This is a genomic window from Pedobacter endophyticus (assembly GCF_015679185.1).
Lineage (GTDB): Bacteria > Bacteroidota > Bacteroidia > Sphingobacteriales > Sphingobacteriaceae > Pedobacter > Pedobacter endophyticus.
The window spans coordinates 125,086-142,465 of sequence record NZ_CP064939.1; the positions used below are offsets into that span (position 1 = coordinate 125,086).

Sequence of the window (17,380 nt, forward strand, 5' to 3'; positions counted from 1 at the left end):
AAATATCTGATAGACTATTTTTATTGTTATTTTGCACTACCTTAATTAAATAAGATATGATGAATTTGGCTGAAAGGCACCAGTTTATTTTAAGTCGCCTGCAACGAGATCAGTATATAAATGTGGTTGATTTGTGTAAGGAACTGAAAGTTTCGTCTGTTACGATAAGAAAGGATTTAAAACTACTTGAAGATAAAGGCTTACTTTTCAGAACACACGGCGGGGCTACAATAAACAATCCTTACACTATTGACAGACCGGTAAATGAAAAGGAAAAAATTCAGTCGACAGAAAAGAACAAGATTGGGGCGGCGGCGGCAACTTTGCTTAATGACAACGATTCTATTGTAATTGCCTCAGGAACAACGGTGCTTTATTTTGCGAAGAATATTGTGCCTCCAACCAATGTAACCGTGGTAACATCGGCGCTTAATGTGGCTCTGGAGCTGATGAGGGAGCCGAGCATCGAAGTAATTCAATTGGGCGGCCTGCTAAGAAAAAGTTCTTCTTCGGTAACAGGCCCATACGCCGAGCAGGTTTTACAAGGCTTTTATTTTAATAAGTTTTTTTTGGGTGTAGATGGTATCGATTTAGATTTCGGTTTAACCACTACAAATGCCATGGAAGCACATTTGAACCGTAAAATGATCAGTGTTTCGCAAAAGACAATCGTGCTGGCCGACTCTACGAAATTTGGCAAAAGAGGCTTCGGTAAAATCTGCGGATTGGAAGAAATTGATCATATTATTACTGATAAAGGAATATCTGAACAAATTGTAAAACATTTAGAGGGTTTAGGTGTTACTGTTACTATCGTATAGCAGCACCCCTGCAATGCGATTAATCCCAAACGTATAATTGAAATGGAAAAAAAACGAATTCACATCCTGGAAGACGATCAAGAGATTAGAAATGTAATTGAAATTTTATTAAAAGAAGAAGGCTTCGAACTTCAGCTTTCCTCATCATTTGCCGAATTAAAAAAGAATATTCAAGACGCTATGCCCGATCTTTTTTTGCTGGATGTAATGTTGCCTGATGGTAACGGAGCGGAGATTTGCGAAGACTTAAAAACAGATGTTTTTACAAAACATATTCCAATAATTGTAATGTCGGCACAAAATAATAGCGAGCAAAAAGCAATAGATGCCTTTGCAGACGATTATATTAGCAAGCCGTTTGATATTTATAATGTGTTGGAGCGTATTAATGCGCAAATAGACAAAAGCAAAGCGAATAGAATTGCAAATGTTTAATAACATTGAAGCTGTTGGTTTAGTTTAAACAGCCGGTTTGGTCATTTTATGTTCAAGTAGAATGGTAACTGCGATTTAAATTACAATATGCACTTAAAAAGCCCTGATGAAAATCAGGGCTTTTTTTATGGTTAAAAGCACTTATACTAAATGAATTGAGGAGGCTTTTAAGTCGTTTTATAAGCATAGTTGACGAGTCATTTTTTAGTATATTCTTATTTATTTTGGGGGTTTCGTCCTGTGTTCTAAAAGGTTGGTGTAATTTTCCAATTTCGGTAGGCTAACCTAAACCCTTTGATTGGTGCCAAGAACCCACTTTAAATAGTTGTAAAGGCAATAAACATCAAAAATGTACCTTTCCTGACCAAATTAGCCTCATTTGGAAGTAGCTAATTAAGTAATACATTTGTTACGAATCATCCGTATTAAAAATTGGAATACTAAAACAATTATAATATGGAACATAAATCCACAAACAAAGCGAAATTATTGTTGCTTGTATTAGTTTTTGCAGTACTTTTTATAGGGGGTTGTAAGAAAGATCGAGGGGAACAAGTTGATAAATCACCAAAAACCTTTAATTCCAAACAGGAGGCAAAAGTTTACATCAATAAAAAATTGAATGAGTACGGAAAAATTTTAGCAAAGTATGCCGTAAACGTTGAAATGCGTAAGCTGGTAAACAATAAGGTAGCCGAAAAGTTCGATGGAGATTATAATGTGCTCTTAAAAGACTTACTAAAAAATAGCCCTTCAGAAAAGCTTCTTTTAAAGTCAAATTTAAAAATGACTATTACTCCCACACCAAGTGGACAAGCAATTGAGCCGCTTAACTTACAGCTGTTAGAAGTAGCACTTGTCGAACCGTTTATTGTAAATGGAGAAATCCTGTATCCACAAATTTATATCCCATTTTTCGAAGAACAAGAATTAGAGCCAATAGAGCCAGGAGATCCTGGAACACCAATCGATCCAGATCCATGCTCGCATGTCGTTGTTAGTTCTTTAGAACCCGTTTATCCGAATCCAGTTATTGTGGCATATGATGGAGAAGAAGGCCCAGGTGAAGAAACGTTTACTGGTTACACATACGATCAAAACGGATTGCTTATAGAAAACATACCTGTAGATGAATGCTTCGCTAAAAGACACAGAGTTTGGGCTGTAACGTTAAACGAGCGTGCTAATAGGTTAGGAGTCACTCCTCAACCAACAAGTGGACCAACACCCGCTGCTCCAACAACCGCAATTGGAGCAGATGCATATTTTCCAAAAATGACAATCAAGCACCATAAGGAATCTTGGATTAAAGGGGCAAGCGAAGTGTACGTGATAGCGGCTACAAGCTGGGAGAACGGTATAAATCCGTCGACCAATCAAATAGAAGCTTCATTCAGATGTAATAAATTGAGACAAATTGGTGTTTATAACGAAGTAAATGATTTAGAATACAACTACTCGATTAGAGATTTCGAACGGAAAGAAATAAAAAAGGAAAAATCAATTGATATCGATTTTACATACTTTGCTTTCAGTAGCGAGTTATATTCTTACTATGATGCGTGTACCCCTTTACTATACGCAACAAACAATCCGATAGCTAATTATAACAATTACGAAAACTGTAAAAAAACGACGCCGAGCGTTAAAACACTTTATTATCCAGATAGGGGTGATTATGTGTACTTTCTTATTTATGAATACGATACTGGTTTTCTCAATCTAAATGGCTACAAAACTGAATACATACCAGCTAACAATAAAAGTATAAAGTTTACATTTAGATCCAACGAGGGCCCATACTTAGCCGCACGACTTAAAATATCTAATAAAAACCAAGCTAGCACAGGCAATTTTACCGCCTCGGCCAATTTTGATAACAACGGAATAAATGTTTCGTCAAGAACAAGATAAATCATGAGAAAACACCTGCTAGCTATATCACTATCTATAGCGTCTTATAGTGCTGTGGCACAAACCAAAAAGAATAGTATTTACCTGGAAGGATTAGGAAATGCCGTAGTTTATTCTATTAACTATGATAGAATTTTCTCCATATCTGATTACCTTAAAGTGGCTCCCAGGGTCGGAGTAGAATATATTCCCAGACGCAACCTTAATAAATATGGAAAGTTCACTTTTCCTACCGAAATTAATTTTCTATACAATCAAAATAAAAATAACGCAAACTTCATAGAAAGTGGCTTAGGCCTGGCATTATTTAACCTGCTTGACGATTACGAATATGGGATTGATGGCAACATAAGCGATAAAAACTATAAACTTGGCGTAATTACAACGCTTAGATTGGGCTATCGCCATCAAAAGCCCAGTGGTGGCTTGATGTATAGAGCAGGGCTCTTGGTTCGACTATCGCAGGATGATTTTTCAAAAAGTAAGGTTGGCGATGATCTCTTTTACAGAATATGGCCGGGTTTTAGTATTGGTTATACTTTTTAATAGAACAAAGTAATTAACCATATAGCAAACTTGCTTAAGGTCGATCAAGGTTGGCATCAGGTTGAAATCTAAAACAGAGAAATTATGAAAACGACACGGCACCTCGTTTGGATGCACTTTTTGCTAATTGGAATTAGCGCAATGTTAAACGTTGGCTGTGGTAAAGTCGACTATATAAAGGAAGCAGATTTTTATTTTACAAATAATACAGACCATAGCATTACCTATAAACAAGGTTTTGAGAAATATAGTATGACGCCGAATTCGACTATTGTAATAAATAAAACACAGTCATCCTCGAAAGATGTTAATAGCAGTTTCGATGTTCCTTTCTTCGATGAAAATGGAAGCATTGATCCTTTTATTATTAAGTTCGACAATACGAAATGCCTTTTAAACACCCCTGACACACCACATAGTTTACTTAATATTAACAGCTATCAGAATGACGGTAAAATAGGCGAAAGAAAATACCAATTCACCTATACCTTCACAGAAGAGGACTATGAGCGAGCTATAGATTGTAAATAGCTCCTAAGTACGCAAGTGAAATTCAAACACACCCACCCTAAAAACCAAAAATTTTAGGGTGGATTTTTAAAAAGCAGGTTAAAAGTAAATCAACATGGCCACTTACCGCCTCAGCCAGTTTTGATAACAACGGACTAAATGTTTCATCAAGAACAAGATAATCATGAGAAAACACCTGTTAACTATATCACTATTTATAGCGTTTTACAGTGCTGTGGCACAAACAAAAAAGAATAGTATTTACTTGGAAGGACTAGGAAATGCTGTCGTTTATTCTGTTAACTATGACAGGATTTTTTCCATATCTGATTACCTAAAAGTGGCTCCTAGGGTCGGAGTAGAATATATTCCCAGACGCAACCTTAATAAATATGGAAAGTTCACTTTTCCAGCTGAAATTAATCTTTTGTACAACCAAAATAGAAGTAACTCAAACTTCATAGAAGGTGGTCTAGGTTTGACATTGTTTAGCCTATTTGATGATTATGAATATGAGGTTGATGGCAACATAAGGGATAAAAACTATAAACTTGGTATAATTACCATGCTTAGATTGGGTTATCGACATCAAAAGCCCAGTGGGGGGTTGATGTATAGAGCAGGGCTATTGGTTCGGCTATCGCAGGATGATTTTTCAAAAAGTAAGGTTGGCGATGATCTCTTTTACAGAATATGGCCAGGTTTTAGTATTGGTTATACTTTTTAATAGAACAAAGTAATAAACTATATAGCACACTTGCTTAAGGTAGATCAAGGTTGGCACCAGATTAAATCTAAAATAAAAGAAAAATTATGAAAACGACACGGCACCTCATTTGGATGCACTTTTTGCTAATTGGAATTAGCGCAATGTTAAACGTTGGCTGTGGTAAAGTCGACTATATTAAGGAAGCAGATTTTTATTTTACAAATAATACAGACCATAGCATTACCTATAAACAAGGTTTCGAGAAATATAATCTGAAACCAAATTCGACTATTGTAATAAATAAAACACAGTCATCCTCGAAAGATGTTAATAGCAGTTATGATGTTCCTTTCTTTGATGAAAATGGAAGCATTGATCCTTTTTTTATTAAGTTCGACAATACGAAATGCCTTTTAAACACCCCTGACACACCACATAGTTTACTTAATATTAACAGCTATCAGAATGACGGTAAAATAGGCGAAAGAAAATATCAATTCACCTATACCTTCACAGAAGAGGACTATGAGCGAGCTATAGATTGTAAATAGCTCCTAAGTATGCAAGCGAAATTCAAACACATCCACTTTAAAACCAAAAATTTTAGGGTAGCATTAGCAAAAGTAAATATGACCTGGTGTTTTATTAATGGTAAAATGCCATAATAGATGTCACCCTGAGCGGAGTCGAAGGGCAAATGCACTAGGCTTCGACTCCGCTCAGCCTGACAAAGTATCATCAACTTAAACTACAAGATAAAGCAAAAAAAAGGAGCGCTTCAAACAAAAAAAAGCCTGTAATTTACTTACAGGCTTTATACTATTCTACTGAATCTTCTGGCGGAAAGCGAGGGATTCGAACCCCCGGACCTGTTACAGTCAACAGTTTTCAAGACTGCCGCATTCGACCACTCTGCCAGCTTTCCGGAGGCAAAAGTACAAACTCCGGCGAAAACTGCAAACTATGATTTGCTTTTTTTTATATAAAGTTTATAATTGCTTAACGCAGAGTGTAATAAAAATCATTTCTTATGAATATTTCCCTCAATTGGGGCCGATTTCTTAAATAAATTGAAGGTAGGGCGAATAATTTTCACACTTCTTTTACTTACATCTACGCTGGCATTTAACTCAAATCCGATTAACAGAATAAGCGAGTTGAGGTACAGCCAAATCATTACCACGATTAATGTACCAATGGAACCGTAAACCTTGTTGTAAGACGCAAAATGATTAATATAAAACGAAAATCCCCAAATGGTAACAAAGGCCAAAATAGTAGCCAGCCATGAGCCTGCGCTAAACAGTTTCCACTTTTTTGCGTGCGAAGGGCCATAACGATAAAGGATCGAAATGGTGATAAAATACAACACGCCAAGTAAGGCCCACCGTGTAAACTGGATGGCATAAACCGCCAGGCTTTCTTCAATGTGCAAATAACTTAGCAAGATTTCGCCAAAGGCCATTGCGGCAATGCAGATTACGATCGAGAAAAAGATGACCATTGTTAAAATGAGTGCAATTAAGCGCTGTTTTAGCCAACTACGCGTTTCTATCACCAATGATGATTTGTTAAACGCCTTCATCAGATTGGTAACCCCATTGGTAGCAAAAAAAATAGCCGATAAAAACCCGAAAGATAATAAGCCGCTATTTTGGTTCTTCACAATATCTTTAAGCGTGGTTTCGAAAGCCAGAAACGCATTGTGCGGCAAAATAAGTTGTATCAGGCTCAGCAGCTTATCCTGAAACCCATCCACTGGAATAAACGGAATCAGCGTAAACAAAAAGATGATGCTCGGAAAAATTGCAAGCATAAAACTGTACGCCAGCGATGAAGCCTTATTGATGAGGGTATCTTTTGCAATTTCTCTGAAAAAGAAAGTAGAAACGGTATAGAGCGGTAGGGGACTAAACCCGGGTAAAATACAAACCTTTGTCCATTCGATAAATTTAGAATAGAGCTTAACGTGTAATAATTGCCGGTGTAACCATTCCATTTATTATTTGTTAAAAAAAGTACGAACGTTTTTCATAAAACTTTCTGGCGGGTGGCATGGCTTTCGCGTTGCCTTATCAACAAATACCAACGTAGTGGATGCCACATTGATCAGCTCATTGCTTTCATTGTAAACTTCGTAATCAACCTTTATCCGCACGGTTGGCAGCGTTTTCACAATAGATTTTACAGTTAAAACCTGATTGTAGCGTGCTGGTTTTAAAAATTTAGATGTCATCTCCAAAATCGGGAGCATTACGCCTTCGTCTTCCATGGCTTCGTACGACATGCCGGAACAGGCTTCAAAACATTCGGTTCGTGCAATTTCGTAGTATTGCGCATAATTGCCATGATGCACAACGCCCATTTGGTCGGTTTCGGCATAGCGAACCCGAACTTTAGTTTCGTAGGTAAACATTATTTAAAGATGTTTCTTTTATTTAAAGCCTCACGGTATTTCTTGGCGTTTGCCTCATGTTCTGCCTTGGTTTCAGCAAAATTGTGGTATCCCGAAAAATCCTCTTTGGCACACATATAAATGTAATTGTTCTGCTGGCGATTTAGCACCGCATCAATAGCGTTTATGCTCGGCATCATAATTGGGCCGGGAGGCAAACCCGCATATTTATAGGTGTTATAAAGCGATTGTACCTGCAGCAGCTTGTTAGTTACCCGCTTTACCGTAAAATCGTCGTTGGCGAAAATCACCGTTGGATCTGCCTGCAACAATATCCCCTTGTTTAACCTGTTGAGATACAAACCGGCTATAATGGGCATTTCTTTATCGTAAAGTGCCTCCGCATCAACTATAGACGCCAATGTGTAAACCTGCGATTGGGTTAAATTTAAGCTTTCAGCCTTTTTTCTGCGCTCTGCATTCCAAAACTGATCATACTCCTTATTCATCCGCACAAAAAAATCAGCAGGAGAAATATTCCAGTAAAGCTCGTACGTATTGGGAATAAACATGGTATAAACGTTATCTGTTGTGAAACCGTATTTGCTTAGCAAAGCGGTAGAATCCAGCATGTTCATAAAGCTTAATGAATCGGCCTCTAAATTGCTGGCCAAATAAGCCGCAAAGTTTTCTTTCTTTCTGATGTTATGAAACTTTAGTTTAACAGGTTCTTGGTTACCCGCCTTAATTGTATTAATCAACGTGCGGTTCGTCATTCCCTTTTTCAATAAATACCTTCCCGGTTTTACGTTTGCAGGCAAGTTCATTTTCTCCGCCGCCGTCTCAAATGAAGACACGCTAACCACAATGTCTTTTTGTTTTAAATTGGCAATCAGATCATCAAAATTGCTTCCGGTTTTAATGTATAGGTATTTCTGGTTCTGCGTTATGTTAGCCGCAAAGTACAGTCGGTAAACGTTTAGCGCAAAATATCCTCCACCAACAATAACCATCAGCACAATGGCAATAATCACTTTTTTTGCAGCACTCATTTTCTTTTTTTCTGTATCGGTCATTTTATTAAGGCCCGTTTATTGGTTAGATAATGTAATATTGATTTTTGTGCCGATGGCCACTTTCGTTAATGAATCTACGGGCATTGGGTCTTGTTTGGTAATTACTGCATTCGCACTATCGGTAATGGCGCCTTCGTAAATAATTGTTCCCAAACTCAGGTTGGAGCCCTTCAAACTAAATTTCGCTTCATCAACGGTTAAGCCAACCAATTGTGGCACATCTACCTCGCCATTACCGCGGCCATCGCCCAAAACCAGGTTAATTCGCGATCCGACCGGAATCTCATCCCCGGGCTGGATGGGTGCGCCGCCAAATGAAGCCTCTAAAACCACATCGCGGCTTACATCAGGTTTATAAGTTGTATCGCCAAGCTTCAACCTCGAGCTTTCGATAATTGCCTGTGCTTCTCTCAGCGTTTTAAAGGCAATATCAGGAAATTTGGTGTTTGGTGTTTTTCCTGCATTAATCGTGAGATAAATTGTTCTGTTATCCTTAACAAAAGTATTTGGGTCCGGATCCTGATCAATTACAATGCCGGCAGGCTGATCTAAAATGAACACAGAATCGACCTCGTATTTTAAGCCGGCAGCCTCAAGCTTTTGCACGGCCTGTTCGAAAGACAAACCCTTTACGATTGGAACATCTAAGCCCTGGCCATGTTTCGTGTAATACCTTAAGCTAAAAAAAGCAATGGCGAGTAAGCCAATAACGGTTAAAAACGCGGCTAAGAGATTGTTTCTGAAGGATTTTGTTTTTAAATAATCAATAAATTTAGACATGAATGGGGTGTTATGCTTATAAATTCAAATGTAGTTATTTTAATTAACGACTGAATGGGCGTTTTTGTTGATTGACAATGGGACTTTTAGCCGGCAGGGCAATCGCTTAAATTCATCCAAAATTAAATAAACCACAAAGATATTTATATTTTTGAGGATATATTTACAATCAATTTCTATTTATACTCGACGATTTTCAACATGAAGAAAACTATTGCTTTATTAACGGGCGGCACTACGGGCGAATGGGTGGTATCGGTAAAAAGTGCGGCCACTATTGCGCAACATATGGATACGGATTTGTATGAGGTGTACAAAATTATGCTCAACGATAAAGGCTGGTTTTACGAGCCTGCGGATTCGGTTAAAATTGAGGTTGATAAAAACGATTTTTCTATCTTGCTCCAAGGTCGGAAAATTAAGTTCGATGGTGTTTTTATTGCCATACACGGTTCGCCGGGCGAGGATGGAAAGCTTCAGGGCTATTTTGATATGCTGAACATTCGGTATACGACCTGCGATGCCTTAACATCATCTATAACGATGAACAAGGGCTATACAAAAGCTATTGTTAACGGAATCGAGAATTTGAAGATTGCGAAATCGGTGCAGATTTTTAAAAATGGTAACTATGATATTGCCAAAATAAAGTCTGATTTAAAACTCCCGTACTTTGTAAAGCCAAACAGCGGGGGAAGCAGCATTGGCATGAGCAAGGTTAAACATGCCGACGACCTGGAAGCGGCTGTTGATAAAGCTTTTAAGGAAGATAACCAGGTGTTGATTGAAGAATTTGTAAGTGGTAGAGAATTTTCTATTGGTGTTTTTAAGGCGAAAGGAGAAATCATTGTGTTGCCGACAACGGAGGTGATTCCGGCAAATGAATTTTTTGATTTTGAGGCAAAATACACCCCGGGCGCTACGAAAGAAATTACCCCAGGGGCAATGAGCGAGGAAGAATTTGCCCGGGTACATCAAATAGTGAAAGATATTTACATGAAATTAAACTGCAGGGGAGTGGTTCGGATTGATTATTTCCTTGAACATGAAACAAGTAACTTCTATTTTATCGAGATAAATACGATACCGGGCCAAACGGCTACGAGTTTTATTCCACAACAGGTTGCGGCCATGGGCTTAACATTAGGCCAGTTTTATACCGACTTAATTACAGAAACCTTGGGTTAATGCCACGACTTTTATGGATATTGAGCAACTTATAAAAAGTGGTTTTTCGGTTCGTGAATATCGAAAAGATAGCATTATTTATGAACCTGGTGGGTTGCCGCGATATGTTTACTTTATAAAGTGGGGCGAGGTAAGAATGGTAACGGTGAGCGACGAAGGGAAAGAGTTTATTCAGGGGATATTCAAAAGCGGGCAATACTTTGGTGAACCAGCGATGATTGTAAACCGCCGATACCTGGCCTTTACTATTGCCAACAAAAATTCGCAATTGGTTGCGGTTGGAAAAGATCAGTTTTTTGATCTGATTAAACAAGATCCCGAATTTAGTACGGGGTTGATTCAAACCCTCAGCCACAGGTTGTTCTACAAATCGATGATGCTCGAAGAACTGGCGAACGAAAAAGCTGAACACAGGCTGCTTACCATAATTAATTACCTGCTTATTGATGTTAAAGCGGGCGAGCCTTTAAAGGCCACAAGGAGGGAATTAGCAGATATGACCGGGCTGCGTGTTGAAACAGTAATTAGGGGTGTAAAAGTACTGGCTGATAAAAAAATGATTACTGTTGAAAAGGGAAAAATTGTTAAAGCCGAGGCTTTTGCCGGATGAGATTTGTAATTTCGACTGATAAAAAAAATCGTTATTTGGAGCGCAGCGGAGAAAACCTGCGTTCGATTAATAAAACTCCTTTTCCACGCTATTAATTGGCGATTTGACATGATGAACGGTCGTCATCCTGATACCGATAGCTATCGGTATGATTCGGGATCTCTATAGCATGAACACTAAGCAAGAAAGATGCTGAAATGGTTAAGCGATGTGCCTATAACACTTTCGCGATTGCCTAAAGGCTTTTAGTCATCCGATGAATACTGTGCCACTCGCCTATATTGATCGGATGACTGGCTGCACAAAATAAACAGGGTATGCAATAATTCTAAATACAGGCGCTAATTCTTAGTTGCAGGTGCCAGGTTATTAAATGTAGGTGCTAGGTTATTAAATGAAAGTGCTAGGTTATTAAATGCAAGTGCCAGGTTATTAAATGAAAGTGCTAGGTTATTAAATGCAAGTGCCAGGTTATTAAATGTAGGTGCCAGGTTATTAAATGTAGGTGCTAGGTTATTAAATGCAAGTGCCAGGTTATTAAATGTAGGTGCTAGGTTATTAAATGCAGGTGCTAGGTTATTAAATGCAAGTGCCAGGTTATTAAATGCAAGTGCCAGGTTATTAAATGCAAGTGCTAGGTTATTAAATGCAAGTGCTAGGTTATTAAATGCAAGTGCTAGGTTATTAAATGCAAGTGCTAGGTTATTAAATGTAGGTGCCAGGTTATTAAATGCAGGTGCCAGGTTATTAAATGTAGGTGCTAGGTTATTAAATGTAGGTGCTAGGTTATTAAATGCAAGTGCTAGGTTATTAAATGTAGGTGCTAGGTTATTAAATGCAAGTGCTAGGTTATTAAATGCAAGTGCTAGGTTATTAAATGAAAGTGCTAGGTTATTAAATGTAGGTGCTAGGTTATTAAATGCAAGTGCCAGGTTATTAAATGGAAGTGCCAGGTTATTAAATGTAGGTGCCAGGTTATTAAATGCAAGTGCTAGGTTATTAAATGCAAGTGCTAGGTTATTAAATGTAGGTGCTAGGTTATTCTTCCGGGGTCTGTTCATTAAACTGTGTGGGTCTGTAATCTCGTCCTGGCTAATACTGGATTTGAAATCCAGAGCTAGGGGAGTCAGGATTACAAATTAGGAGTGTTCGAAACCTTCATTTTTAGAAAAACAGACCTTTTTCCACATTTTTTGTTGATAAGAACTTGATTTTGTTTAATTTAAGGTGCTGCGTTTTTTGTTGTATACCTTTTTTTGAGCCTATCTTTGTCTGACAGTGCCCATACCTTCAAACATATCTATTAAGCAGCTTCTTGAGCTGATTCCTGAAAGTGAACTTAGTGTTCTAGCTCAGGTTACCAACGTAGATTACCAGGTAAAAACCCTTTACGGGCGTAGCATGTTCTACCTCCTTCTTTATGGGCTGGCTACCTGTGAGAAAACAAGTCTGAGAGGCCTTGAGGACGTCTTCAACTCTAACCGTTTTAAAATACTTTTTTCGCTTGACCGTGACAGTACTGTCAAGTATAATTCTCTTTCCGACCGTTTGGCAACGATGGAGCTGTCCTTCTTTGAAAAAGCACACGGGCTAATCTACTCGGTATTCAGCAGGCAGTTCTCATCTAGCGAGTCCGAGTCTCACAATATTGTTAGGGTAGATTCGACCATGGTGGCCGAGACTGCCAGTAAGCTTGCGGAGGGATGGCGGTTGGCTGTAAGAAAAACGGAAAGAGACAGGTTAAATACACGCTGTGCATGGAAGATCTTTTTCCCAGTAGTGTTCAGGTATTCACTTCACAAAGCGAGCTGAGTGAAGACAAAACCATTCCCCAGGCGATCCTGAAGGTGACCGATCCGAGTCCAAACACAGTATTTGTATTTGATCGGGGGGTAAGCAGCAGAAAGACATTTGCCGCCATTGATGAGAGGGACTGGAATTTCGTCACCAGGATGAAAACCAATGCCCGGTATCACAGGCTGGAAGAACTGGAGCTGCCCGAAAGCCTGCTGATGGATAATATGGTGATTAGATCGGATGAACTCGTTGAGCTTTATGACCGAAACAGCAAGCGGTTGCCCAATAAATTCAGGCTTGTAAAAGGGCTGAATGCTAAGGGCAAGGAGTTTTTCTTGCTGTCCAATATGTTGGATACCCCCGTTTGGGAAATAATTGATATCTATAAAAAGAGATGGGACATCGAAGTGTTTTTCAGGTTCATCAAACAGGAGCTGAACTTTAACCATTTCATGTCAACCAATACCAACGGCATAAAGATCATCCTATACATGACCCTGATCCTCTCAATGCTCATCCTTATTTATAAAAAGAGCAATAAAACCGGCTATAAAACAGCAAAAAGGCGTATTTCGATGGAACTGGACGACCTAGTTACGATTCAGATAGTTATTGCTTGCGGCGGCAACCCAGACCTAGTTTTTAGAGGGCCTTAGGGTTTCGAACACTCCTAATTACAAATCCTGACTAGCGTGGTTTCCTAAAAATGAAGGTTTCGAACACTCCTAATTACAAATCCTGACTAGCGGGGTTAAATCCGATAGCTATCGGATTTGCACTGCTTTCATAACCTCTCCCTATGAACGTTCGGGTTAAAAGCAATGCCTCTGCGTTCCCTTCCGACTTCTTCGGAAGGGATGTACAGACAGCGCAAAAACCACCGACATTAAAAGGGAGAGGTTTAGGACGCCAAATTTAATACTGCGCTCAGGCTCTCGCTTTGCTTTTTGAGACAGCCTCAGCGTGGCCCAGCTAAGCGATGTGCCTATAACACTTCGGCGATTTGTAATCTCGTCTTAGCTAATACTGGATTTGAAATCCAGAGCTAGGGGAGTCAGGATTACAAATCCTGACTAGCGGGGATGCTTCCGCGATTTGCAAACTCGTCTTAGCTAATACTGGATTTGAAATCCAGAGCTAGGGGAGTCAGGATTACAAATCCTGACTAGCGGGGTGCTGAAATGGCTAAGCGATGTGCGGGTGTTACACTTAGGATGACAGCGAAAATAAAAACGCAGCCCGACAGTTAAAACAGATGCGCTGTTAACCTGTTTATAAAGATGATATAGGTCATAAATTACCAAAATACAAAAAGGTAGATTTGCACTATTAAATACAGAATTATGGCAGAGTTATCTAAATTTCAAGCTTTTTTACAATGTAAGTGCCCCAGATGCCGCAAAGGCAATATATTTACAGGTAGTGCCTACGCATTCAGGCTTCAAAAAACCAATGAACACTGCCCGCATTGCAACTTAAAATTTGAACGCGAACCGGGATTTTTTTATGTAGCGATGTTTGTGAGCTACGCCATGAATGTTGCCGAGATTATTACAATAGGTGTGGCCTCGTACATTTTAGGGCTAGATTTAGTTTACGAAAACCTTTGGTATTACGTAGGTCTGATCTTATTCGGGGTGCTCTTATGCTCGCCGATAAATTATAGATATTCGCGGGTAATTTTACTTCATTACTTAACGCCCGGCTTGCATTATATTCCTGGTAGCGGCGATAAAAAAGCTTAAAATGGTGTTAAAGTTCATCTCTATATAATAAACAATACCGCTTAATTACGCCTGAAGTTAAAGCGTCAGCATCATCCTTGTTTTCCATCTAAATCTACACAGCTACTTAAAAGAGTTAAGGTGAAATAAACGGTATCGGGACAGAAACTTTTAAAAAAAAATCCGTTTTTACAACTATTGGTTGTTAAAAAGAACTATATTCATAGATTTTTAAATTAAATCGTAGTTGTATATGTTCTTCCACTGTATTAAAATCACAAGTGCAACCTTCAAAATGTTGGCTTTATCCCTTTTCTTCTTTCTAAATATTTACGACGCATCGGCACAACGATCAAAGATAAATTTCAATCGCGACTGGAAATTTATAATCGGGGATCACAATGGGGCAGAGGCTGTTACCTACAAAGATGAAAGTTGGAGTAACGTTGCTTTGCCGCATTCGTTTAGCATGCCTTATTTTATGTCGACAGAGTTTTACACAGGCTATGGTTGGTACAGAAAAACGTTCGACATTCATGACGACATTAAATCTAAACGCTTTTATTTAGAGTTTGAAGCGGCTTTTCAGGATGCCGAGATTTTTTTGAACGGAAAAAAAGTGGGAAGACATAAAGGCGGTTATACTGGCTTTTTGATTGATATTACGGAAGCGGTTAAAAATGACAACAATGTGCTTGCCGTACGTTTAAACAATTTATGGAACCCTCGTTTAGCGCCCCGCGCTGGTGAGCATGTATTTTCAGGAGGAATTTATCGAGATGTTTACCTGCATGTTACCAGCCCCGTACATGTAGCATGGCATGGAACTTTCGTAACTACGCCTACGGCAAACCACGCCAGCGCAAATATTAAGGTACAAACGGAAGTAAAAAACGACGATGACGAATCGAAATCGATTGTTTTAAGAACAGACATATTAGATGCCAAAGGGCATTTAGTTTGTTCGGAAACTGTAAAAGAGCAGATAGATAAGGGACAAATGAAAACAATTGTTCAAAATATGAACGCATTTAACAATCCCCAGCTTTGGAGTCCCGAAAAGCCAGTTCTATATAAAGCAGTACAAACTTTGATGGATGGAAAAACAAAAGCAGACGAATATGAAACAAAATTTGGAATACGTTCGTTAAAATGGACGGCAGACAGTGGGTTTTTTCTTAACAACAAACATTATTACCTGAAAGGAGCAAATGTACACCAGGATCATGCTGGCTGGGGCGATGCGGTAACCAATTCTGGTTTCTACAGGGATGTAAAAATGATGAAAGAGGCCGGTTTTAATTTAATTAGGGGCTCTCATTATCCTCACGATCCCTCTTTTGCTGAAGCTTGTGATGAACTGGGAATGCTTTTTTGGTCTGAAAATGCGTTTTGGGGAATAGGAGGCTTTAAAGCGGAGGGTTATTGGAATTCGAGCGCTTACCCAACAAAAATTGAAGACGAGGAAGAATTTGAACAAAGTGTTTTACAGCAGCTTGGGGAGATGATCAGGATTTCTAGAAATCATCCTTCTATTATCACGTGGAGCATGTCGAATGAGCCATTTTTCAGCACAGGTGCTGTAATCTCGAAAATGAGGGGGCTGCTAAAAAAACAAGTAGCGCTCTCTAAAAAACTGGACGCTACAAGGGCTGTGGCAATTGGTGGTGCACAACGACCTTTGGACAGTAACAGAATAGATAGGCTGGGGGATATAGCGGGCTATAATGGCGATGGAGCCTCGATTTCTGTTTTTCAAAGCCCAGGGGTGGCTTCGGTTGTTTCGGAATACGGCAGCGTTACGGCGGATAGACCGGGGGTTTACAGCCCGCAATGGGGCGATTTGAGTAAGGGTAAAAATGGCCAAACACCGGCATGGCGAAGCGGTGAAGCCATATGGTGTGGTTTTGATCATGGAAGTATAGCCGGGCAAACGCTGGGTAAAATGGGGATCGTAGATTATTTTCGCATTCCTAAGCAAGCGTATTACTGGTATCGACAGGCTTATGCCGGTGTGCCGGCACCTGGGGAGCATACTGAAGCGGCGGCAGATTATTTAAAACTGGGCGCTGATAGGGTGTTGGTAAAAGACATTAACGGAGGGGAAGATGTACAGCTGGTTGTATCGGCATTGAGCAAATGGGGAAAGGTTGTAAAATCTGCACCGCGGGTGACGCTTACGGTAATTGCTGGCCCGGGGGAGTTTCCAACTGGAAGAAGCATCCGCTTTGAACAGGGTAGCGATATTAGAATTTTAGATGGGCAGGCGGCAATTGAGTTTAGATCGTATTACGCTGGTAAAACAACAATAGTAGCCACTTCACCGGGCCTAAAACCAGATACGATAAAACTTGAGTTTGAGGGAGCGGTTCGGTATAACCCTGCTCAAAAATATACAGAGAAAAAATATATTCGTTTTGAAACATCGGGCCAAAAATCGGAGATCAGCACGTTTGGGCCAAACAATCCGGCCTTTTCGAGTTCTTCACAACGAAACAGTACAGCAGGTTTTGGTGTAGATGCTAATCTCCTTACTTTTTGGAAGGCTGCTGATAACGATCCAACACCTAGTTTTACGCTTGATACGGAAAAACGTATTGCAGTTAAAGGTATTAACCTCACTTTTCCTAATGTAAAACAGCGAAACTATTCTATAGAAATTTCGAACGATAAAATAAACTGGCAAATTTTATCAAAGCAAGAAAATAGCACGGATAAACAATTGAATATTTCGTTCGATGGCAAAAAAACGGGAAGATTTATCAAGGTAACTTTTGAGAAAGCCACTTTGTCGGCAATTGCCGAGTTAGAAGTAAGCGGAGTGGTTTTGGAATAAGGCTCTTTGCCGTAAACTTATTTTGGGCACCTTAAATTG

General features: G+C 39.3%; 17 protein-coding genes and 1 tRNA gene. 12 read left to right on the forward strand and 6 right to left on the reverse strand.

Annotated features, from left to right (window positions below; all coding sequences use genetic code 11):
* The first annotated feature begins 56 nt into the window (after positions 1 to 56).
* From IZT61_RS00565 to IZT61_RS00595, 7 genes are all read left to right on the forward strand, one after another.
* Positions 57 to 821, forward strand: a complete 765-nt coding sequence (locus IZT61_RS00565) for a DeoR/GlpR family DNA-binding transcription regulator (protein ID WP_196099274.1) — start codon at positions 57 to 59, stop codon at positions 819 to 821.
* Positions 822 to 863: 42 nt separating this feature from the next.
* Positions 864 to 1,256, forward strand: coding sequence for a response regulator transcription factor (locus IZT61_RS00570; RefSeq protein WP_196099275.1), 393 nt, complete (start codon positions 864 to 866; stop codon positions 1,254 to 1,256).
* Positions 1,257 to 1,712: 456 nt separating this feature from the next.
* Complete coding sequence (locus IZT61_RS00575) at positions 1,713 to 3,170, forward strand: hypothetical protein (protein ID WP_196099276.1); 1,458 nt, start codon at positions 1,713 to 1,715, stop codon at positions 3,168 to 3,170.
* 3 nt (positions 3,171 to 3,173) lie between these two features.
* The gene (locus tag IZT61_RS00580; RefSeq protein WP_196099277.1) at positions 3,174 to 3,716 is read left to right on the forward strand and encodes a hypothetical protein; all 543 of its coding nucleotides are present in this window, start codon (positions 3,174 to 3,176) and stop codon (positions 3,714 to 3,716) included.
* Positions 3,717 to 3,800: 84 nt separating this feature from the next.
* Positions 3,801 to 4,247: a hypothetical protein gene (locus IZT61_RS00585; RefSeq protein ID WP_196099278.1), complete on the forward strand. Its 447-nt coding sequence runs from the start codon at positions 3,801 to 3,803 to the stop codon at positions 4,245 to 4,247.
* A gap of 163 nt (positions 4,248 to 4,410) precedes the next feature.
* Positions 4,411 to 4,953: a hypothetical protein gene (locus IZT61_RS00590; RefSeq protein ID WP_196099279.1), complete on the forward strand. Its 543-nt coding sequence runs from the start codon at positions 4,411 to 4,413 to the stop codon at positions 4,951 to 4,953.
* A gap of 86 nt (positions 4,954 to 5,039) precedes the next feature.
* On the forward strand, positions 5,040 to 5,486 hold the full coding sequence (locus IZT61_RS00595; RefSeq protein ID WP_196099280.1) for a hypothetical protein: 447 nt from the start codon (positions 5,040 to 5,042) through the stop codon (positions 5,484 to 5,486).
* A gap of 286 nt (positions 5,487 to 5,772) precedes the next feature.
* On the opposite strand, the gene IZT61_RS00600 is transcribed toward IZT61_RS00595, so the two are convergent.
* The 5 genes from IZT61_RS00600 to IZT61_RS00620 all read right to left on the reverse strand — a co-directional run bounded on the left by IZT61_RS00600 (position 5,773) and on the right by IZT61_RS00620 (position 9,186).
* A tRNA-Ser gene (locus tag IZT61_RS00600) sits at positions 5,773 to 5,860 on the reverse strand.
* Positions 5,861 to 5,956: 96 nt separating this feature from the next.
* Positions 5,957 to 6,934, reverse strand: coding sequence for a YihY/virulence factor BrkB family protein (locus tag IZT61_RS00605; RefSeq protein WP_196099281.1), 978 nt, complete (start codon positions 6,932 to 6,934; stop codon positions 5,957 to 5,959).
* 3 nt (positions 6,935 to 6,937) lie between these two features.
* Entirely contained in the window at positions 6,938 to 7,351 is a 414-nt protein-coding gene (locus IZT61_RS00610; RefSeq protein ID WP_196099282.1) for an acyl-CoA thioesterase, read from the reverse strand.
* Positions 7,351 to 8,406 carry an endolytic transglycosylase MltG gene (gene mltG / locus IZT61_RS00615; RefSeq protein ID WP_196099283.1) on the reverse strand — a complete coding sequence of 352 codons (1,056 nt, stop codon included), beginning with the start codon at positions 8,404 to 8,406 and terminating at the stop codon, positions 7,351 to 7,353. Before mltG ends, IZT61_RS00610 begins: the two co-directional genes overlap by 1 nt.
* 15 nt (positions 8,407 to 8,421) lie before the next feature.
* Positions 8,422 to 9,186: a PASTA domain-containing protein gene (locus IZT61_RS00620; protein WP_196099284.1), complete on the reverse strand. Its 765-nt coding sequence runs from the start codon at positions 9,184 to 9,186 to the stop codon at positions 8,422 to 8,424.
* 201 nt (positions 9,187 to 9,387) lie between these two features.
* Between IZT61_RS00620 and IZT61_RS00625 the strand changes: the two genes are divergently transcribed.
* Together IZT61_RS00625 and IZT61_RS00630 are read left to right on the forward strand one after the other, a co-directional pair.
* Positions 9,388 to 10,374 (forward strand): D-alanine--D-alanine ligase, encoded by a 987-nt coding sequence (locus tag IZT61_RS00625; protein ID WP_196099285.1) that lies wholly within the window; start codon positions 9,388 to 9,390, stop codon positions 10,372 to 10,374.
* A gap of 13 nt (positions 10,375 to 10,387) precedes the next feature.
* On the forward strand, positions 10,388 to 10,984 hold the full coding sequence (locus IZT61_RS00630) for a Crp/Fnr family transcriptional regulator (protein WP_196099286.1): 597 nt from the start codon (positions 10,388 to 10,390) through the stop codon (positions 10,982 to 10,984).
* A gap of 341 nt (positions 10,985 to 11,325) precedes the next feature.
* Here IZT61_RS00630 and IZT61_RS00635 read toward each other — a convergent pair whose 3' ends face one another.
* On the reverse strand, positions 11,326 to 12,045 hold the full coding sequence (locus IZT61_RS00635) for a leucine-rich repeat domain-containing protein (protein ID WP_196099287.1): 720 nt from the start codon (positions 12,043 to 12,045) through the stop codon (positions 11,326 to 11,328).
* A 696-nt stretch (positions 12,046 to 12,741) separates the two neighbouring features.
* Here IZT61_RS00635 and IZT61_RS00645 point away from each other — a divergent pair.
* From IZT61_RS00645 to IZT61_RS00655, 3 genes are all read left to right on the forward strand, one after another.
* On the forward strand, positions 12,742 to 13,437 hold the full coding sequence (locus IZT61_RS00645; protein ID WP_196099289.1) for a transposase: 696 nt from the start codon (positions 12,742 to 12,744) through the stop codon (positions 13,435 to 13,437).
* Positions 13,438 to 14,124: 687 nt separating this feature from the next.
* Positions 14,125 to 14,526: a DUF983 domain-containing protein gene (locus IZT61_RS00650; RefSeq protein ID WP_196099290.1), complete on the forward strand. Its 402-nt coding sequence runs from the start codon at positions 14,125 to 14,127 to the stop codon at positions 14,524 to 14,526.
* A gap of 232 nt (positions 14,527 to 14,758) precedes the next feature.
* Positions 14,759 to 17,341, forward strand: a complete 2,583-nt coding sequence (locus tag IZT61_RS00655; RefSeq protein WP_230383803.1) for a glycoside hydrolase family 2 protein — start codon at positions 14,759 to 14,761, stop codon at positions 17,339 to 17,341.
* Positions 17,342 to 17,380: the final 39 nt, after the last annotated feature.